Annotated in this window: 14 protein-coding genes and 1 pseudogene; 7 read left to right on the forward strand and 8 right to left on the reverse strand. The window is 44.5% G+C overall.

Annotation, left to right across the window (positions count from 1 at the left end; translation table 11 throughout):
* Nucleotides 1–75: 75 nt before the first annotated feature.
* The 4 genes from MHM87_RS10395 (at nucleotide 76) to MHM87_RS10410 (ending at nucleotide 6,586) form a co-directional block, all read left to right on the forward strand.
* Nucleotides 76–678, forward strand: a complete 603-nt coding sequence (locus tag MHM87_RS10395) for a PilZ domain-containing protein (protein WP_110287954.1) — start codon at nucleotides 76–78, stop codon at nucleotides 676–678.
* A gap of 58 nt (nucleotides 679–736) precedes the next feature.
* Nucleotides 737–4,234, forward strand: coding sequence for a transcription-repair coupling factor (mfd, locus tag MHM87_RS10400; RefSeq protein ID WP_239258952.1), 3,498 nt, complete (start codon nucleotides 737–739; stop codon nucleotides 4,232–4,234).
* Between the two features lies 1 nt (nucleotide 4,235).
* Nucleotides 4,236–5,987, forward strand: a complete 1,752-nt coding sequence (locus tag MHM87_RS10405; RefSeq protein ID WP_239258954.1) for a CsiV family protein — start codon at nucleotides 4,236–4,238, stop codon at nucleotides 5,985–5,987.
* 83 nt (nucleotides 5,988–6,070) lie between these two features.
* A complete protein-coding gene (locus MHM87_RS10410) occupies nucleotides 6,071–6,586 on the forward strand; it encodes a cob(I)yrinic acid a,c-diamide adenosyltransferase (protein ID WP_049586488.1) in 516 nt (171 codons plus the stop codon).
* Between the two features lie 46 nt (nucleotides 6,587–6,632).
* Here MHM87_RS10410 and nagZ read toward each other — a convergent pair whose 3' ends face one another.
* A complete protein-coding gene (gene nagZ, locus MHM87_RS10415) occupies nucleotides 6,633–7,643 on the reverse strand; it encodes a beta-N-acetylhexosaminidase (protein ID WP_239258956.1) in 1,011 nt (336 codons plus the stop codon).
* A 98-nt stretch (nucleotides 7,644–7,741) separates the two neighbouring features.
* Between nagZ and MHM87_RS10420 the strand changes: the two genes are divergently transcribed.
* Together MHM87_RS10420 and ybaK are read left to right on the forward strand one after the other, a co-directional pair.
* Nucleotides 7,742–10,144 (forward strand): penicillin acylase family protein, encoded by a 2,403-nt coding sequence (locus tag MHM87_RS10420; protein WP_239258958.1) that lies wholly within the window; start codon nucleotides 7,742–7,744, stop codon nucleotides 10,142–10,144.
* On the forward strand, nucleotides 10,141–10,611 hold the full coding sequence (gene ybaK / locus MHM87_RS10425) for a Cys-tRNA(Pro) deacylase (RefSeq protein ID WP_239258960.1): 471 nt from the start codon (nucleotides 10,141–10,143) through the stop codon (nucleotides 10,609–10,611). The genes MHM87_RS10420 and ybaK overlap by 4 nt, the downstream gene beginning before the upstream one ends.
* 60 nt (nucleotides 10,612–10,671) lie before the next feature.
* Here the strand turns inward: ybaK and MHM87_RS10430 are convergent, their stop codons facing one another.
* From MHM87_RS10430 to MHM87_RS10460, 7 genes and pseudogenes are all read right to left on the reverse strand, one after another.
* Nucleotides 10,672–11,265, reverse strand: coding sequence for a hypothetical protein (locus MHM87_RS10430; protein ID WP_061094791.1), 594 nt, complete (start codon nucleotides 11,263–11,265; stop codon nucleotides 10,672–10,674).
* A gap of 486 nt (nucleotides 11,266–11,751) precedes the next feature.
* Nucleotides 11,752–12,297, reverse strand: coding sequence for a hypothetical protein (locus MHM87_RS10435; RefSeq protein ID WP_239258962.1), 546 nt, complete (start codon nucleotides 12,295–12,297; stop codon nucleotides 11,752–11,754).
* 114 nt (nucleotides 12,298–12,411) lie between these two features.
* Nucleotides 12,412–12,711, reverse strand: a complete 300-nt coding sequence (ihfA, locus tag MHM87_RS10440) for an integration host factor subunit alpha (protein WP_014949129.1) — start codon at nucleotides 12,709–12,711, stop codon at nucleotides 12,412–12,414.
* Between the two features lie 3 nt (nucleotides 12,712–12,714).
* The gene (gene pheT / locus MHM87_RS10445; RefSeq protein ID WP_239258964.1) at nucleotides 12,715–15,102 is read right to left on the reverse strand and encodes a phenylalanine--tRNA ligase subunit beta; all 2,388 of its coding nucleotides are present in this window, start codon (nucleotides 15,100–15,102) and stop codon (nucleotides 12,715–12,717) included.
* A 14-nt stretch (nucleotides 15,103–15,116) separates the two neighbouring features.
* Nucleotides 15,117–16,097 (reverse strand): phenylalanine--tRNA ligase subunit alpha, encoded by a 981-nt coding sequence (pheS, locus tag MHM87_RS10450; protein ID WP_239258966.1) that lies wholly within the window; start codon nucleotides 16,095–16,097, stop codon nucleotides 15,117–15,119.
* Between the two features lie 320 nt (nucleotides 16,098–16,417).
* On the reverse strand, nucleotides 16,418–17,104 hold the full coding sequence (locus tag MHM87_RS10455; RefSeq protein WP_239258968.1) for a PEP-CTERM sorting domain-containing protein: 687 nt from the start codon (nucleotides 17,102–17,104) through the stop codon (nucleotides 16,418–16,420).
* Between the two features lie 244 nt (nucleotides 17,105–17,348).
* Nucleotides 17,349–18,195, reverse strand: a pseudogene (locus MHM87_RS10460) (IS66 family transposase); the annotation flags it as partial.
* Nucleotides 18,196–18,487: 292 nt separating this feature from the next.
* Here MHM87_RS10460 and MHM87_RS10465 point away from each other — a divergent pair.
* Nucleotides 18,488–20,917 carry a hypothetical protein gene (locus MHM87_RS10465; RefSeq protein WP_239258969.1) on the forward strand — a complete coding sequence of 810 codons (2,430 nt, stop codon included), beginning with the start codon at nucleotides 18,488–18,490 and terminating at the stop codon, nucleotides 20,915–20,917.
* The last annotated feature ends 31 nt before the right edge of the window (nucleotides 20,918–20,948 follow it).

Raw genomic sequence — 20,948 nt, forward strand, 5'->3', positions numbered from 1 at the left:
GTGGGTATACTACGTGTGATCGGTATACTACTTATAAGTTACTAACTGCACAAGAATTAGTGGCAGAGGAATGATGTGAGCGAACTTAGCCTAGAACAAAAAAAAGCCCAATTCGATGAATATTTTTCTATCGCACATCGCATAAACGCCAATATGCGCCCGTTAGGTGAAGACGAAGTAGTGCCAGATGAAGAAAACTTAGAGGAGTCGATGCCGTATGCATTTCGCATTGCCAGCGAAATGGCCGCTATTGAAGCACAGGCAATTCGTCCGCTTCGCAACCTAAGTGATCATGCTGAGTCGCTGACTGATTACTTAAACCATCAGGCACGAAAAATCGATTTGATGATGTCATTCGTTTTGCACCAGCAAGACGAACCAGAGTTTCGCTTCAAAACCGTAAAGCTCGGTGGTGGCGGTGTAGTCATCGAGTCAAAAGAAGCGTTGGACGTGGGTGCTAAGGCGGAACTTAAACTTTTCTTGGATGCCGAAGCAGCAGCAATTTTTTGTTATGGCGAAGTAATTACTTGCGAGCAAGTTGAAGATAGTTACCATATTGCCTTTATTTTTAACACCATTCGAGAGCAAGATCAGGAGCTTTTGGTTCGCGCTAGCTTGCATATTCAAACACAACAGTTAAGAAAGCGGGCAAAAGAAAAAAAAGCGGGATCTGAATAGACCCTAACATCAGTATATAAGCCGTAAAACTCATCTTGCACTTAAAAAACAGGACGTCATGACAGCCACTTTATTATCGCTTCCATTACCTGCGCCTAAAAAAGAAGCCTCTTCACAAGATCACAAACACTGGGGCCAACTCCAAGGCAGTAGTGCCGCGCTGTGCATTAGCCAAGCACTCAGCCAATACAAAGGCCCTATTGTACTGATTACCGCCGATACTCCATCGGCAATGAAGCTCGAAAAAGAAATAGCTTTTTTCTTAAGCGATAATACAAAGCAGACACCTATTACCCTGTTTCCAGATTGGGAAACACTGCCCTACGATTCGTTTTCGCCTCATCAAGACATTGTTTCTCAGCGATTAGAAACCCTTTTCCGCTTCACACAGCAAGGCGAAGGCATATTCATCGTGCCTGTTAATACGTTAATGCAGCGTTTAGCCCCTACCGATTATTTAGCAAAGTATTTGCTTATGCTAAATAAGGGCGACACCTTAGATAGAGATCAGTTCAGACGCAATCTCGAGCAAGCCGGCTACCTGCATGTTAGTCAGGTAATGAGCCACAGCGAATTCTCGGTGCGCGGCAGCATCATCGACCTTTTTCCGATGGGAAGCGACCAGCCATTTCGAATAGACTTGTTTGATGACGAAATCGACTCCATTCGCTATTTCGATACTGAAACCCAGCGCTCTGGCGAGGCTGTTAACGAAATTCGCTTGCTTCCAGCACGAGAATTCCCCACAGACAAAGAGGCAATCACGCTTTTCCGCCAGCAGTTTTTAGAAAAGTTCGACGCAAACAATGCATCTGAAAGCGTATTTTCTCAGGTAAGCAAGGGCACCATGCCGAGCGGTGTGGAATATTATCTTCCACTCTTCTTTGAAAAAACCGCCACGCTTTTTGACTATCTTCACCCTAAAAGCCTGCTATTACTTCACGGTGATGTGCAAGACGCCAGCGAATTTTTCTGGGCCGACGTACAAGAACGTTACGAGCAGTATCGTTATAACTTAGCACGTCCACTGCTTGCACCAGACGAGCTATTTTTACCTATAAATGAGCTATTTGGTGCCATAAAACAGTGGCCTCGTGCATCTCTTTCCAGCAAGGTACTTGAAGAAAAATCAGGTACTAGCAACCTTCAGTGCGAAAAGCTTGATGACATCGCGATTAACTCGCAGAAAAAAGTACCTGCTGAAAGACTCATTAAAACGGTAAATCAAGCCACTGACAACGGGGCTAAGGTACTGTTTTGTGCTGAGACCCAAGGTCGCCGAGAGGGTTTGCTAACCGTACTCGCAAAAGCAGGCATCAAACCAAAGATTGTTGATAGCTTTAGCGATTTTATCGCAAGCCACGACGCCATTGGCATTACCGTGGGTATGGTTGATAACAGTTTCCGCTGGCAAACTCAGGAAGGCGAGCTGTTATTCATTACCGAAACCGAACTATTAGGGCAAAAGGTAAGCCAGCGCCGCCTTCGCGATAAACGCACTGCCACCGACGAAAGCGCCATTATCCGTAACCTGGCCGAACTTTCTATTGGTCAGCCTGTGGTGCACCTCGATCACGGTGTTGGCCGTTATTTGGGCCTTCAAACGTTGGACGCGGGCGGCGTAGCAACCGAATATTTGTGCATTGAGTATGCCAAGCAATCTAAGCTTTACGTGCCTGTGGCGTCGCTTCACTTGATTTCACGCTACACTGGTGGCGATGCCGACAGCGCGCCAGTTAGCGCCCTAGGTTCTGACGCATGGACAAAGGCCAAGCAAAAAGCCGCCGAAAAAGTTCGTGACGTGGCCGCCGAGCTATTAGATGTATATGCCCGCCGTGCAGCCAAGCCAGGTTTTGCCTACAAAATAAATTGGGATGACTACCAAGCCTTCTCAGACAGCTTCCCCTTTGAAGAAACACCCGACCAAGCCCAAGCCATCGCTGCGGTTATGCACGACATGGGCAGTCCATCGGCTATGGATCGCCTAGTTTGCGGTGACGTAGGTTTCGGTAAAACCGAAGTTGCCATGCGCGCGGCCTTCCTTGCTGCTAATGCTGGTAAACAGGTGGCGATTTTGGTGCCCACTACCCTACTGGCTCAGCAGCATTACGAGAACTTCAAAGACCGCTTTGCTGCGTGGCCGTTTGAAATTGAAGTGATGAGCCGTTTTGTAAGCGGTAAAGCGCAAAAATCTGTGGTTGAGCGCATCGGCGAAGGGAAAGTAGATATCGTAGTAGGCACACATAAACTGCTGTCTAGCGATATTAAATATAAAGATTTGGGGCTGGTGATCATCGACGAAGAACATCGCTTTGGCGTGCGTCAAAAAGAGAAACTTAAGTCCTTACGTGCCGATGTAGATATCTTAACGTTAACCGCTACGCCAATTCCTCGTACGCTTAACATGGCGTTATCAGGCATGCGCGACTTATCGATTATTGCCACAGCCCCTGCCCGTCGTTTATCAATTAAAACTTTTGTCCAGCAGCGTAATAAAGCCGTTATTCGCGAAGCCATTATGCGTGAGATATTGCGTGGTGGTCAGGTTTACTTCCTTCACAACGAAGTAGATAGCATTGCGCGAACGGCCGAAGAAATCGCTGAAATCGTTCCCGAAGCCCGTATTGCAGTGGGTCACGGCCAAATGCGCGAGCGTGAACTTGAAGGCGTAATGAGCGACTTCTACCACCAGCGTTACAACGTACTTGTGTGTACTACCATCATTGAAACAGGTATCGACGTACCAAGTGCGAATACCATTATTATGGATAGAGCCGACCATTTAGGTTTAGCGCAGCTGCACCAGCTTCGTGGTCGTGTGGGTCGCTCGCATCATCAAGCGTACGCCTACTTATTAACGCCTCATCCAAAGCGCATGACCAAAGATGCAGTAAAACGTTTAGAAGCAATATCGCAGCTTGAGGATTTAGGTGCAGGTTTTGCGCTTGCTACCCACGATTTAGAAATTCGTGGTGCCGGTGAGCTGTTAGGCGATGACCAATCGGGGCAAATAGCGAGTATTGGTTTCAGTTTGTATATGGATATGCTCGATAAAGCCGTTAACGCGCTTAAAGAAGGCCGAGAGCCTTCGTTAGACGACGCGACCTCGGGCCATACCGAAGTTGAACTGCGTATTCCAGCCCTATTGCCTGAAGACTATATTGCCGACGTTAACACTCGCCTATCGCTATATAAACGCCTGGCAAGCTGTACGTCCCAAGACGACATTGATGAATTCCAGGTAGAATGTATTGACCGCTTTGGTCTATTGCCAGAGCCTGCCAAAAACTTGATAGAAGTGGCTGAAATTAAACTAAAAGCCCAGGCGTTGGGCATTCTAAAAGTAGACTTGTCGGCCCAAGGCGGTACCATAGAGTTTAAAGAAACCACTAAGGTTAACCCAGGCTATATTATTAGTTTGGTGCAAACCAAACCAAACACCTTTAAGTTTGAAGGAAGCCAAAAACTGCGTTTGGTGAAAAAGACCGAAACAGCTAAAGAGCGCATCGCGTTTATTAGCGATATTATTGCCGATTTTGCAAAGGAGTCGCGGTAACATGAAGTTATCTCGCTGGTGCCCGTTAGTTGCATCAATAAGCGCCGTTTTCTCAACGACAATTTCAACTACAGTTAACGCCAATGACAACTGGTGGTTCGATGTGGAAGTTATTGCGTTTAAGCGCAACGTGGCACTAACTGAGTTAGAAGAGCAGTTTTCTTTGGCTGACAACTTGTCAGCCCCTCGCGCTCAGGCAGACATCATCAGCGATATCATTTCGCCTGATATAAGCTATCTAAAACAAGGGTTAGCCGTTTGCGGCGCTGATACATCGGTTAAGTGGCCTAGCAACGGACTATTGAGCGTACCCGCAAAAGATGTAGATTTTTTGTCGCTGTCTAAAGATAACAGTTCGCAGTACGGTGACATGTCTCCTAACTCTTACTCTGAAGAAGCGGGCTATGGATATAATGAAATATCCGGCTTAACAGCCAATGAGCCATCTCCTACACCAGACGTAGCGAGTCAGGCACAAAGCGAAACCATTAATGTCGATGAGTATGGCGCTACTTATTCTTCAACAGACTCTGACTATAGCGATAGCCTTGACTACTCAAATGAGGGGTTCATCACTGACGACGTCACACCCGCTCCTGATGCTGCAACCATCGCCAGCTATTGGACGTCATTCTTCGGCGTAAAAGATTCCTCACCTGTCACGGTGCCTGTATTTAAGTACTGTGAAGAAGAGAAGCCATGGCTTAGCGCTGAGGTAACCACTGCACTGAACGTTGTTGTTCGAGGCGACGACGAACTAAACTCAGGCGTTTCGACAAGCGAGAGCAAGTCTAGAAGCAGCGCGCTTCAACCTGTAATCGTATGGAAGGTGAATCAGCCGGATAATAGGCTACCCGCTCCAGCAAGTTTACCTATTATCATTGAAGGGCACGACTGGCCGCTTGCGTCAAAAGCGCATCTGCTTACCAGTAATCAGCAAGCACTGTCTTCAATTTCTCGCCAAATACGTTCTAATCGCGAGCTAGAACGTTTGTTTCATGCAACCTGGCGTCAGCCAGTTATATTTGGTAAGAACAAAGCTTTCAACGTGCGTCTTTATGGTGGGCAAAACTACGCGCAGCAGTTTGACTTGAACGGTGATGTGCGAGCTTCAAAACACGTTGATAATGTAAACAGTGAAACTGACGATTCCGCTCCAGAGTTTGGTTACGGCTCCACCGCCGCTCTTACTGATAATGATAACTATAGAAATACATCGAGCACAGATGAAAACAGCCTAAGTGATGTAAGTACTGCTTTTGAAGCTGATAAAACTGCAGCGCAAGGCACTGATCAATTTCTTGCTGTTTCAGATATTTTTGCCGATTTGGATCGCCGTTTGTCAAACCCACAGGCTATAGAGTATGGCGCATTTAAAGCGCTTGATACGCCGATGATTGTAGAGCAAGGTGAAGATGACACTACCGATGCTTCATTAAGAACACCCATTTGGGAAATTGACGGCACTATCAAAGTATTTCTTAAATATATCAACCGCGTACCTTACCTTCATGTAGATGGCGAGATGTTTTATCGCCAGCCGGTGCCAATGAGCTACTTCAGCAGTGAAGATGACAGCTCTGGTAATGCTGCTAAGCCCCGTCAGGCGACATCAACAGCGTACAAACTGGTTTCAGTTCCGTTAGCTGAGCAAAGACGTGTAATCAGTACGCAACTGCATTATTTCGACCACCCGCTGTTTGGTTTTGTAGTACAAATTCGTCGCTACAATCGCCCTGACGTTAGCGAGTGATTTGAGTAAACGCTTAGTGTAAGTGCTTTGGTTTTAAAGGCAAAAAAACAACATTTGCGATTGATAGAGAGATATATGTTTTTATGAAGATTTACACTCGCACTGGTGATAAGGGCAGCACGCAAATTTACGCTGACAAAGCCGTACGTGTAGATAAGGATGATTTAGTAGTACAAAGCTACGGCGATATGGACGAACTCAATAGCCATATCGGGCTACTAGCAGCGCATGTTACTGACAAACATAAGCCAATGCTCCAGGATATTCAGCGCAACCTGTTTCAAGCTGGCTTTGCTATTTCAGCAAGCTCAACGCTGACGCAAACTGATATTGAGAACCTAGAAAGCCTTATAGACAATATTACCCGCCAAATGCCGCCTAATACGTCGTTTGTACTGCCTGGCGGAAGTAAGGCTTCTGCGCAAGCTCATGTTTGTCGTGCTGTGTGCCGGCGAGCTGAACGTGCTGTCATTAGCCTATCTAAACATTATGACGTGCCAGAAGTGGTACATGCTTATTTAAATCGCTTAAGCGATTTTCTCTTCACTTTTGCACGATTTATAAACATAGAAGCTGGCGTAGACGAAGTACCAGTTTAAGCGGCCGGCATTAAAATCAGAAAACGAAAAACGGTAGTTATAAAAACTAACGTTCGCTTAAGCGCTTCACCAGCTCAACCCCACTGTCGTATTTATCTTTTAGCCCTGCAGGCATGACACGGTCATAAAGTGCCATAACGCGTTCTTGCTTTTGTAAATCGTTGTGAGACAGGTTAGCAAAGCGCGTTTCCAATCCATCAAGGATAGTCTCAGCCCCTTGCGGATTGTTGCAGGCAAGTACCATGTCGCACCCTGCTTCTAGCGCTGCCTCAGCGCGCTCAACGTAACTTCCCGCGACACTTGCGCCGTGCATGGACAAATCATCAGAAAATACTGCACCGCCAAAGCCTAGATCCTGTTTAAGTATATCCTGCAGCCATTTAGTTGAGAAACCCGCAGGCTTATCGCACACCTGATTATAAATAACATGGGCAGGCATAACGCCATCAAGCAACGCACGCTCAATTAAGCGTTCAAAGACCACCATATCGGTACTGCGTATCTCATCAAATTCGCGATCATCGACGGGTAACGCTACATGAGAATCTGGCGCTACACTGCCATGCCCAGGAAAGTGCTTTCCAATAGCTGGCATATTTACGGCTTTTAGACCTTGGATTAGATGAGCGGCAAGGCGAATAGCGTCGTCTGCACTGTCTGAAAATGCCCTGTCACCAATAACTTGCGATACACCATTTATATCAAGCACCGGTGCAAAGCTAAAATCGATATCTAAGGTTTTAAGTTCATAAGCCAATACTAATCCACACGCTTTTGCGTATGCAGCACTTTCATCTTGATGCTCTGACTGCCTTAAAATATCGCCCATTGCAGGTATGGCAGTAAAGCCTTCACGAAAACGCTGAACGCGGCCTCCTTCATGATCGACGGCGATCAGTACTGGACGCTTTGCAAAGCGTCTTATATCTTGAACCAGCGCAGAGAGCTGACGTTTATCATGATAGTTGCGGCTAAATAAAATAACGCCACCCACTACTGGATGTGTTAACTTTTCCTTTTCTTCAGGCAGAAGTTCTTCGGCCTGACAATCCAACATTAATGGCCCCACGGCACCGCCTTAGTATGTGTCATAAAACATCACTTCAATTTTGCAAGTTCTGTGGTTAGGATAGAGAAAAATAGGGAGTTTTACACGTGATAAATTGGTTCAAGTGGTTGGTTTTAAGTGTTTTAGCACTGCTTTTTTTAACGGTACTGGGATTGTACATCTCGCTTCGTATGAGTTTGCCCGCACTTGACGGAAATAGCGCCACCTATCACGTAAACGCACCTACAGAGCTAAGCCGTGACGAACTAGGCCAAGCTGTTATTAAAGCCAACGATATTTTCGACGCAGCCTATGCACTGGGTTTTGCGCATGCTCAAGATCGCTTTTTTCAAATGGACTTACAGCGCCGCGCCGCATCGGGCAGTTTGTCACAATGGGTGGGCGACATTGCCCTAGATATCGATAAAAAAGCCCGCTTTCATCAATTTGAGAAACGAGCAAAAGCCGTATTCGATAACCTTCCCTCAAAACAACAAGAACTACTTGTACGTTACGCCCACGGCGTAAATGACGCATTGTCTGAGTATACGCTGCCACCTTTTGAATACCTAGCTGCAGGCGTTGATATAAAACAATGGCGCCCCACCGACAGTATTCTTGTGATTTACAGTATGTATTTGGATTTACAAGGTAGCCAAGTAGAACTTGATTTAGCGAGAGAGGCACTGCTTTCAACATTTGGGAATGATGTATACAGCTTCATTACTCAGCCGAGTAATTATCAGGCAGCGCTTGATGCCAGCGAGATACCATTGCTTGAAGCACCTATTCCAGAGTACCCTGCATCGCTACGCCCAATTACTCACTCACCAGAAGATAGTAATGGCGAGAGCATTAAGCAAGAGCCTGAAGACGCGACTACTCAGTACTCAAACGATAGCGACAATACTGCTATTGCCCGTGCACAATATAACGGTACTGAACTTCCTGATATTGGTAGCAATAACTGGGCGGTGACCGGGAGTCACACCACTACAAGCGCAGGCCTTTTAGCAAACGACATGCATTTGGGCTTACGGGTTCCCATCATCTGGTATCGCGCCCAGCTAAACTATCAAGAATCGGGCAGCGATGTGCAAGTAACCGGGGTTTCCCTTCCGGGCATTCCTGGCATTGTTGTAGGCACCAACGGCCATATCGCTTGGGGTTTTACGAATGCAAATTTAGACAATGTAGATTGGATTGAGCTAGGCGAATCGACGGCCACAAGTACGGTAACAGAGCGTATTCCTTTACCTGATGGTGAGCACACATTTGAGTTTGAAGTAAGTTCGTATGGGCCAGTGAAAGAACTCAATGGCAAGCGCTATGCACTTAATTGGGTAGCGCATCATCCGTTTGCTGCCAACTTGGGAATAATAAACTTCGGCAATGCAAAAAATGTCCAAGCAGCGATAAAGATGGGCCAACGCATTGCTATTCCCACGCAAAACCTCGTGATTGTTGATGAAAGCGGCAATGCGGCTTGGCTTCCTGGCGGCGCAGTTATGGAAAGGCAGCAGGCTTCATTCACTGCTATAAAAGAACAAGAAGCAGTAAACACACCACAAAAGCGCGCATCAAAGCTTCCCATGGTTTTAAACCCCGATATGGGAAGAATATGGACTGCAAATGCCAGAGTAATTTCGGCTGATGACTTCAAAGTCTGGGGCGACGGTGGTTACGCGCTAGGTGCTCGCGGACAACAAATAAGAGACCGTTTATTTGAAAAAGACACCTTTACTGAGACTGACTTTTACGCCATTCAGTTAGATAATCATGCCCGCTTTCTTATTCCTTGGCAGCACCTTTTGTTTGGGCTGCTCAATATGCAAGACATTGAATTTAAACCCGACCTCGCTTACCTAAACACATGGGACGAATGCGCATGTGAAGATTCGGTTGGCTACACGTTAGTTAAGCACTTTAGGCAGGAAGTGGTACAAACCCTTTTTGGAGGCGTACTTTCAACGTTAGACCAACAAGGTGTAAACAGCCGTACACTCTTACGTGGCATTGAACCTGCTGTGTGGCAACTTATTCATAGCCAACCTGATTCTTGGCTACCTCACGATACTGAAAGTTTCGACGAATTACTTGTAGACGCCTACAGGCGCGCCAAACACAAGCTGTTAGACAAGTATTCACCAGTAGAAGCTAATATGGAAACATTAGCTTGGGGCAAAGTGAACGCACTGTCTGTGAAACATCCATTTGCCGATCAAATTCCTCTAGTTGGTGATATGTTAAATATGCAACAAGTAGAAGGTTTTGGTGATACATACATGCCTGCTGTACAAGCACCTAGTTTTGGTGCCTCTGAGCGACTATTTGTCAGCCCTGGCCATTTAGAGGATGCCATTCTAACACTACCTGGCGGACAATCTGGCCACCCACTGTCAAAATTTTTTACAACTGGCTTTAACGACTACGCAACACACGCAGCTACCCCTCTGCTGCCCAGCCAGCCGATACACAGCCGAACATTTTACAAAAAAGAGGTTGAATGACACCTGCAATCACTTTGCTTACTAAAAAGCGTATCGCTCACAGCGTTTTAAAATATGAACACGACGCAAATGCGTCATCTTACGGGCTAGAGGCGGTTGAAAAGCTTAACCTTAATGCGGATACCGTTTTTAAAACTTTGGTAGTGAGTACAGATAACAACAAGCTTGCCGTGGCCGTGGTCCCTGTAAACACCAAACTTAGCGAAAAGAAAATGGCCAAAGCGTTAGGTGTTAAAAAGGTAGAAATGGCGCAAGCAAATGCAGTAATGGTTGCAACAGGCTACGTACTTGGTGGTGTAAGCCCATTAGGGCAGAAAAAGCGGTTAGCGAGCGTCATTCATAAAAGCGCTGAAAATCTGCAAACTATTCATGTAAGCGCCGGAAAACGAGGTTTAGAAGTGGCCCTCGCCCCATCTGATCTAGCTACGCTAACAAATGCTAAGTTTGCAGATATTTCGGTAAATTAACTTTTTACAACCCAATATATGGTTAGCTGCATAACTAAAAACTTACAATGCAGCTTTTAGTTATGCGACTGCCGCCATTATATTCTTAAGGTTTTCGATTGGTTTAAGCCTTTTTTTAATCAGCACGTCTTCGTTTATCTTAAGGATTATACCTTTCAGTAAATCAGTGGTGTTTTCTATGTGCGAGAGTGATTTAAGGTGCTCTATGTCTTCGAAAATCTTACGCCCTTTTAGCGATAGGCGCTTTTCTGATCTACCTTTTGCCAAGTCACTTTGAAGGTAACTCGCTATCTTTTTCGCTGACTTTTCATCTTCAGACAATGAGTGAATGTAGTACTTCATCATGCTTGGAACAAAGTCTGTAGTTGCACCAATTTCCATTGTCGCTAAATTTAGAATATCGATTAAATGCGCAGGTAAACGCCCTTCCACTGGCTTTCGCTTTGCTTCATATTGACGTTTAACCGCAGGTGTAGATTGGTGAGGTAACACGGTTACGCTTTCACACTTATCGCATACCCCCACCAAAACCTTTTTAACCACTCCCGTACCATCACTGAAAGGAACATCTCTAAGTTGAAATGTCGCATTTTCAAATGACTGGCACGTGCTGCATGCCGCTTTCTGCGACTCGCCGACTTTGAAAATTTTCATATCTTTTCCTTAATGATGGACGCTAATAAAAACGCTATTCGGTTCTACGTAATACCATTTAACATACCAATTGTGACCGGCTAGCTTTGTCTTAATTACGTGTACTGTAATGCAGCTATCAAAATGATGAAGGCTGGAAGAATAATCGTTTCCTCGACTTCGACCTATAATTTCGGCAACTTCCTCAAGCGACACTTGCCCAATTGCCAATAAATTTTTAACGTCAATATCGTTTCTCTGCTCATGGGAAACGTATCCTTTATTTAGACAGTCAATGACCTGTCGCTTTATTTCCTTGTAACGCACCCAGCACTCCACGCGCACGACAAATGTACGCCAAATTGCGTACATTTTCAAATCAAGATTTCAACGAATTTATAGTACGAAAAGTAGGAAGGGGTATGAAGCTGGTCTGTGGTATAGGTTTCTGGTGAGTGTTTGAGTGCAGCGCGAGCAATAGCCTAAGTTATAACTTATAATCATAATCTAATTGGCCGCCTGGGCTAACCATTGCTCACGCGCTTCTTCAAGCGCTGCTTCGTCAGGCTGTTCGCTTCCTGAAATAGCGACAGCAATTTGTTGAATGATCGCATCACGCTTTTCAATCAGTGCATCAGTACTGGGAAACAAGTCTTTGGCTTCCGGATATTGCTCTTTTAGCGTTTCTACCTCTTCCAATGCATAATAACGCGCTTCAAACGCTTCGTTGTACAACTGGCGTTTAGCATTGAATACAACGTAATCTTTCGCAGTTTCGGAATTAAGATATTCCATATCTTCTGATGACAGGTTGGCAGCCTGCCCTACTTCACGGGCTTGTGCCATCCAAGAGTCTACGACTTCGAGATTTTCATCTTTCACGGCCTGCTTAACCCCTTCCTGCAAATCGCTTGCGTGAAGAATTTCCATTACCGTAATAAGCGGAACTTGGGCTGCGTCTTGGTCTCGTTTGTCTGCATCTAGCGACAGATAAGCAAACCATGAAAACGTAGCTGCAACAATAATAGCAAGAACGACAAGTGCTTTCTTCACACTTTCCTCCAAAGAAATTGCATATGAAAACCAGTGCGACGGCACTGTATAAAAGAAGCAATACAAAAAGAGCGAGAGACCCCGCTCTTTTTCAGTATTGTAACGACCTAAAGATTATTGGTCGACAGGTGCAGAGTTTTCAACTCGGCTTTTCAATTTTTGACCCGGGCGGAATGTAACCACACGACGTGCTTTAATTGGAATGTCTTCACCGGTTTTTGGATTGCGGCCAGGACGTTCATTTTTATCACGCAGGTCAAAGTTGCCAAAACCTGACAGTTTTACTTGCTCACCAGATTCCAGAGCGCCTTTAATCTCTTCGAAAAAAAGCTCTACCAGATCCTTCGCATCACGCTTGTTAATGCCTAGTTTCTCGAATAGGTGTTCAGCCATCTCGGCTTTGGTCAATGCCATAGTTTACTCTCTTAACGCGGCCCCAAACTCAGATTCCAGACCTTTAACCACAGTATCTACAGCTTGCTGAATCTCAGCTTCTTCCAAGGTTTTATCCGGATCTTGTAAATGAAGTGACAAAGCAAGGCTCTTATAGCCAGGCTCAATTCCCTTGCCTTTGTACTCATCGAACAAGTTTAGAGCAACTAGTTGATTTACGCCAATATTTTCTATGTAAGAAAGAACATTCCCTACACGCACTTCATCTTTAACCGTAATAGCAATATCACGGCGATTCGATGGGAAGCGCGATACTGGTACGGCTGACGGTAACTTGCGATCGGTAATGGCATCTACCACTAGTTCGAACACAAATACACGGCCGTTAACACCAAGCAATTTAGTGAACTGCGGGTGTATAGCACCAATATAGCCAACTTCTTCATCATTAAGCAAAATTTTTGCCGTCATGCCAGGGTGTAACGCACTGTGTTGCCCTGTAACGAACTGGAACTCACCGGTTCTGCCTGTAAGTGCCAATAACGCCTCAACGTCGGCTTTTGCATCGAAGAAATCAACCGGGCTGTCGCCCAAGTCCCAATGTTCTTCATTACGACGCCCTGCTACTACACCACCAATTACTTGCTGTTGCAATACACCATTTGGCGCATCTTGTTGAGGAATAAAGCGTAATCCGGTTTCAAACATGCGAACACGTTGCTGCTGACGCTTCTGATTATAAGCAGTAGCACCTAGCAAACCCGGCCATAAACTTACACGCATTACCGACATATCAGATGAAATTGGGTGTGGTAACACCATACCTTTTACGTCTGGGAATAATGCGTTTTGAATTTTAGGATCTACAAACGAGTAAGTAATCGCTTCATTGTAGCCACGGCTTAAAAGCAACGACTTCATAGTGTTAAGCGGCAGCTTGGCTTCTAGCGAAGGCAGCATTGCCAACGTCGCTTTTGGTGCCACGTTTGGAATGTTGTTGTAACCGTATACGCGCGCAATTTCTTCAATCAAATCTTCTTCAATTGAGATATCGAAACGATAGCTTGGCGCAACTGCTTCCCAGCCTGCTTCAGTTTGCGTTACGTCTAAACCAAGGCGGTTAAGCATTTCCGTTACTTTTGCATCGTCAATGCTAATGCCTAGTACGCGAGATAAACGTTCGCGACGAAGCGTAACCGTAGCTTGCTTAGGTAGCTTGTCTTCAGCCACTGCTTCAATTACAGGGCCAGCTTCACCACCACAAATTTCTAGTACCAGTGCAGTAGCGCGCTCCATGGCTTTACGCTGAAGCTGTGGGTCTACACCACGCTCATAGCGGTGCGACGCATCGGTATGCAAACCGTACTGACGGGCACGGCCCATAATCGCATCACGGCTAAAGAACGCACTTTCAAGCAAAATGTCTTGGGTTTCAGTAGTTACACCAGAGTGTAGGCCACCGAAAATACCCGCCATTGCTAACGCTTTGTTGTCATCAGCAATAACTAACGTATTGCTTTGTAACTTAGCTTCGGTTTCGTCAAGTAGTGTAAGCGTTTCGCCTTCATTCGCCATACGCACATTAATATTGCCTTCAATGCTGGCAAGGTTAAACGCGTGCATTGGCTGGCCAAGCTCTAGCAATACAAAGTTTGTCACATCTACAATGGGGTCGATGCTGCGAATACCGCAACGACGTAACTTTTCAACTAACCACAGTGGCGATGCTGCTTTAACGTTAACGCCCTTAACCACACGGCCCAAATAACGTGGGCATGCGTCGTCAGCGCTTAACGTAATTGATAATTTATCTTCAATAGTTGCGTCTACCGCAGCTACTTCAGGCTCGCACACGTCAAGGTTATTAAGTACGCCAACTTCACGGGCAATACCGCGAATACCCAAACAGTCTGCGCGGTTTGGCGTTAGGTCTACTTCAATGGCGTTGTCATCAAGTCCAAGGTAATCGCGAATGTCTGCGCCAATAGGTGCATCGGCTGGAAGCTCGATAATACCGTCGTGGTCGTCGCTAATACCTAGCTCAGAGAAGCTACATAGCATACCGAATGACGGCTCGCCGCGAAGCTTTGCTTTTTTAATTTTAAAGTCACCAGGTAAGACAGCGCCAACAACAGCAACGGCTACTTTAATGCCCTGACGGCAGTTAGGCGCACCACAAACGATATCAAGTAGCTCATCGCCACCTACGTTAATTTTAGTTACGCGCAGTTTGTCGGCGTTCGGGTGCTGACCGCACTCAACCACTTCACCCACTAGCACGCCTTTAAAATCGCCTGCTACTGGCTCAACACCGTCTACTTCTAGGCCAGCCATGCTCAACTGTTCAGACAGCTCATGTGCCGACAGCGACGGGTTAACCCACTCTCTTAACCATTTTTCACTGAATTTCATGTGTACTCTCTGCCTTAGTTGAACTGCTTAAGGAAACGAAGATCGTTTTCAAAGAACGCGCGTAAGTCGTTAACACCGTAACGAAGCATAGTTAAGCGCTCTACGCCCATACCAAAGGCAAAACCTGTGTACTCTTCTGGGTCGATACCCACAGCTTTAAGTACATTCGGGTGCACCATGCCGCAGCCCAATACTTCAAGCCACTGACCGTTTTTACCCATAACGTCTACTTCAGCTGAAGGCTCAGTAAACGGGAAGTAAGACGGACGGAAGCGAATTTCTAGTGACTCTTCAAAGAAGTGATGTAGGAAGTCGTGCAAAATACCTTTAAGGTCGGTAAAGCTAACGTTCTTATCAACCATCAAACCTTCCACTTGGTGGAACATTGGCGTGTGAGTTTGATCGTAGTCATTACGATACACGCGCCCTGGCGAGATAATACGCAGTGGTGGCTTTTCCGCTTCCATAGTACGAATTTGAACACCAGAGGTTTGCGTACGAAGCATCATGTCTGGGTTGAAATAAAAGGTGTCGTGATCGGCACGCGCTGGGTGATTCGCAGGAATGTTCAGCGCGTCGAAGTTGTGAAAACCATCTTCAATTTCAGGGCCAGTCTTAACTGAAAAGCCTAGCTCTCCAAAGAAAGATTCAATACGCGCAATCGTGCGGCTTACCGGATGCAAGTTTCCTGACTTTTCTGTACGACCAGGCAAAGTTACATCTACCGCTTCTTCTGCTAGCTTTTTATTTAGCTCTTCAGTGCGTAAAAACTCACCTTTTGCAGAAATAGCTTGCTGAATAACTTGCTTAGCTTGGTTAATCTTTTGGCCCGCGGCAGGACGTTCTTCGTTCGATAACTTTCCAAGCCCTTTAAGTAAGTCGGTAAGTTTACCTTTCTTACCCATGAATTCGACCCTAACTTGGTCTAATGTGGCTGCATCTTGTGCAGCGTCAATCTGGCTTTGTGCCTGATTGATAATAGCGTCAAGCTCCATGTTTTCCTCAATTTACATGATGACTGCATGGCCAAAGCATAGGAAGAATTATTCTGTGCGCTAAGGCTTGCCTGAAATAAAAGCGGTAGTTTACACGAGTGACTGACATTACCGCTACCCTATATAGCTGATAATGGCGAAATTTTGGTGACTTGATCACGAATTATGGACAATCAAGTGTTTTTGTGATGACTTTGGATTACATCGTAAATACTCTTAATGACCATTAAATAAAAAATGGCCCACTTTTTAAGCGAGCCATTTATTTGGAGAACTTGACCTAATTTAGATAAGCCATACCTCTTAATCTTGAACTTTGATTAAAGGGTTTTGCGTCTAAATCTTGTCAGTGCGACCAGTAAACCACCAAACAACAAAATAGATGATGGCTCAGGAACGGCGTTTATCGCATTATCTATCGTTAAAGGGCTACTGCCGTAAAGAACCAATTGACCTGCGTCACTGTTACCAGCAACGGCTTCAATGGCCCCTTGGTAGGTAATACCGTCTGACATTTCTACAAAGAATAGGCTACCAATAAGTTCATTACCTAGAACGGTACCGCTTGACGCAGCTCCATCAATATCAATTGCCCAACTAAATTGCTCTCCTGAAGAAAAGCTAGCACTGTCAAAATTTACGAGTAAAAAGTCAGGAGTATTTATCCCGCCAACAGCGTCAAGAACAGAATAAGAAGAAAACCCAACATCATTAGAACCGACCACGGCAAAATTCCTACCAACAGTACTATGACAAGAGTTTGCTACTTCATCAAAACACAAAAAACTACTTGCGTTAGGTCTTAAATCGAGCGCAAAGCTCAATATATTGAGACCTGCAGACGAATTATTGGTAACGGTAAAGGGCTCGTGATAGGTATTACCGTCAATTGTAAAATCAATATCTATAAAAGCAGCTTTTGCATTAAGACTCAAAGAGAGGCAGCAAAGCCCGATGAATCCTGATACAACTTTTAAAGCTGAATGTTTTGTACTAAAGCTCGCCATATATACTCCAAAGCTAAAAGCGCACGTCGAAAGTTAATAAATTTTGTTCAAATGATATTAATGCCAAACTATGCATTAAATATACCAAAAATATTTAACTTTTAAAATCAAAAATTTATAAAGGCACAAACTTTCCAGAGAGCTTTACTGTAAAATTTTATGACAATACAAAAACGGCTTAACCGCAACCGTTCACCAGGCCCTATTGACAGGCAGCTTTGAAGTCGTTTAGCAGAGGGTAAGTGGTTTTATTCGTGCTCCAGCTTTCCGCCAAGGCATTTATTTTTCTTAAGATATGCGCCCAGCATAATTGTCGGTGGTCAGCATCAATATAGTGATAACTGGCATACTGGTCGGTAACAACAATATTTTCAGGATTATCGCCCAGTACTTTCTTGGCCACCCATGCGCCCCGTGAGAAGTGGGTCACAACGCAAGACAGTGTCGGTGTGCATACCTGCCACATCCAGCGATTTTCGTTGCCTCGCTGATGACGCGTTTCATCACAGTGAACCACAGCCTCATCAAGCATAGTCGCTTTGATATCCTGATGGGCAGGCCTGAGTACCGCTATGACGCGGCTTTGCGCTTCAGAAATAGCGCCGCGACTGAACGATAAGCCGAAGTTCTGGTCGAGCTGTTGCTGGTTTTTACTGATACTCTGATGAAACTGACCCGACTGCATCGCCACATGAACCAGCAGGTTATTGCCCATCTGCCCCTGATTGACGTTGTCCTTCAACGTGGCTTTATCGTTTTGCTGCACTGACAACATTGGCCCTGATGTAACTGATGTTCAATCACAGAGAAGGCCTGACAGGGAATATCAAATACCTGTTGGCGGCGATACGGTGAATCGCTGATGGTAATTACACCGCCACAGGCACATATATCATCGGGATAGTACGTCGGGGTTTCATGGCCAGCATTCACTTGGTGCCTTTATGACCAGATTGTGCAAGGCGCTTGCGTCCAGTTAGCTTTTTAGGTGGCTCAGAAGAAGACGCCCCCGGGCCATTAGAAGATGGCGGACGCGATGAGTTACGACTGTTCTGATTCAGTCGGTCTTCAAGGTCGTTGAGCCTGTCCCATGATGCGCTGAATGATCTGACACCATGGGAATATTTAAGTAAGCATGAACAGGCCGAAACCTCTAATTATGGGTGCAACTAATTAGGGGAGGTTTACATATTGAGAAGAAATGGGCACAAGCCAAATCAATCAGGAGAAAATTTCGTTGTTCTATTGATGAACTAATTATTGGCACATTAAGTTGCTCTAACTACACTATAGTTAGGCTATTTTGCACAGTGCTTTTCGTACTTAGTCTTCAGATGCCAATAAACTTGGCTTTTTTCTATATGCAAAACAAAGGAATTTCATATGAAAGTCCCTTCATTATCTATTGCTGCACTCTATATATTAGCAATAGTTTTAGTCAGCTCCTCGCTAAGCTCTTGTCTATCTACTTTAACGTCTACAACCCAAAAAACGCAGCTGGGGGACGAGCTATTAGCAACTTCATCCGAACTAATAAACGTAAAAGACACTGAGCTACATAGTTATGTAGCTAGTTTTTTAAAAGAGCATACTCAAAATGAGTTTTCCGACGCTCATGTAACCAATATCGTTGAAATGGTTCGAACAGGCACTTTAGCTTCCGCGGCTAACGGCAACCTCAACTTTATATCAACATGGAAACAAGATGATAAAGAAGAGATAAAGTCAAAATTAGAAAGTTTATTGGTATTGTTTCCTAAAAGTGCGAAATCTTTAACCCAAAAGGCTGGGCAGCAGGACATACTGAGCAGCCAAGAATTTGTAGAGCTAATTGTAAAGGCTAATTTGGATCCTACTTTGATAATGGGTGTACCTGCCTCAAGTGGTGAACCTGATATTTTACGTATAGGTTGGGGAGGAAGCGGGCTCTTTAGTAGTGTCGTCGAATTCGAGGGAGAAATTTATGCATCTTCTGATGTTACTGGCGTTTGGAAGTTTAATGGTTCTGGGTGGGACCCTCTTGTTAAAGGACTGACTAATTATGATATTACTGGTTTATTGATCCATCATAATTCCCTGTTAGCCGCTACAAAGAATCAACTTTTAGAACTTAGGGCCGATAACACGTGGTCACCTATAGGGCTCGAACTTAAAACTTATCGAAACACAACACTCCAACTTTATTCCACGTCACCTAGCGGCGTGACTTGCTTTGCAGCTTTACAGCCAACTTTGGGTTGTATAGATAGAAACGGGAATGTAAGTGAAACACCGTTATCTATCAGCAAGCTAAAAGGCGTTTACTTTGATGAAAGCGACGATTATCTTTTTGGCTTTAATGGCAAGAAGCTTTATAGAATTAACAAAAGTGACGGTAGTCAAACTTTAGAATACACATTTCCGTCAAATATATTAAGAATTGAAAGGCTCGGTGCATCTTTAGGGTCCCTAGTATATACGCAAAAAGGAATTTTCGAACTAGATTCGTTTGCTTCAGTTACCGTTGATTTAAAAAATAAATCTATTCTCAATGTGTTAAAGGATACTACATCAGAAGGTAACCACCTAATTGCTCTTGGAAGTACTTGGAATGCTGGGCTATACAAATTGACTTTAACTCCTGAAGGTTTAACTATTGGAGACAAAGTGCCTATTAGCTTCGATACATCTCTGCCATTTAGACAATGGAGAAAGGTAATGACTAAGCCTATAGGTATGCCTCGCTCTGTATTAGGAGAGATATGGTTTAGCGACTACCGAGGTATATACGGTTACGATGTAAGTACAAATAAGATTTACGAAAAATCTAGAGACGCTAGCAACTTTGTAGGAACCGACATACACATTGACGCAGATAAGTTATACATTACTAGTATGGATAATGGCTTAGTCTCAATGCCATTAGAAACTCCAAATAAGTTTACACAAATTTTCCCAAGAAGAAGTAGTGATTGGCTTCTCGCCGGGCATACTTGGTCTGTTAATAGTAATGAACAAGGCGTATTTGCAACGCTTTCGCCATGGAACTTAGCACAAGACTACCTACTGACAGCCGATAAAGAAGACAACTTCCTTAACGTTCAAAAAATAGACGACGCTACTAATAGAAGTAATGCAGAAGCATTCTGGAGTCAAAGCTACTCAAGAAAGCTTGTAGTTGATGAAGAAATCCTCGTTTACAAAGATGGCTCTATTGGTGGTTTGTTTAAGTTGAAATTTACCCCTCGGCAGAATAATAACGATATACAGGAAACAACGTCTGAAAAGATATTTTCTACTTCAAACAACCGTGTTTATCGGGCACTTCTTAAAACAGATAGATATATAATGTCTTATCATATTGACGACCAGCAGAAGCTTTATTTTAACGATATCGAAACAAACGAATTGGTCAAAACTGTCAATGCGCCTGCGGGATTATGGGCGTTTAATATGGCATATATAGACGGCGAAATTTTCATAATAGGTGCAAGAGGCAACGCCGTTGTGTACAAATATAATGAAAGTGAAAATAACTTCGTTGAGATATTGAACGAACCTTCATCCTCTGCTTTCTTAAGTTTTAACAAAGCACCTAATGGGCTACTTACAATAGCAGGCGCAGTTAGCTGGGGCGGAAGTTCTAGTGGAATGGTACTCATGAATAAACAACATTCAGATACTTGGATTGACATGACCTGCCTTCTTGGCAACGAAAGTGGCGTAGTTGATACAGAGTTTTCAGACGATGGGCGTTTTATTTACTTACTTCAAAAAGTAGGGTCTATTACTCGAATAGAAACAACGTTCCTATACTCTTTTGTAGGTTGCTAAAAATTCAAACTCATTTATATATCATTTGAAT

It is taken from the genome of Alteromonas sp. Cnat3-28 (assembly GCF_022348265.1).
GTDB classification, from domain to species: domain Bacteria; phylum Pseudomonadota; class Gammaproteobacteria; order Enterobacterales; family Alteromonadaceae; genus Alteromonas; species Alteromonas macleodii.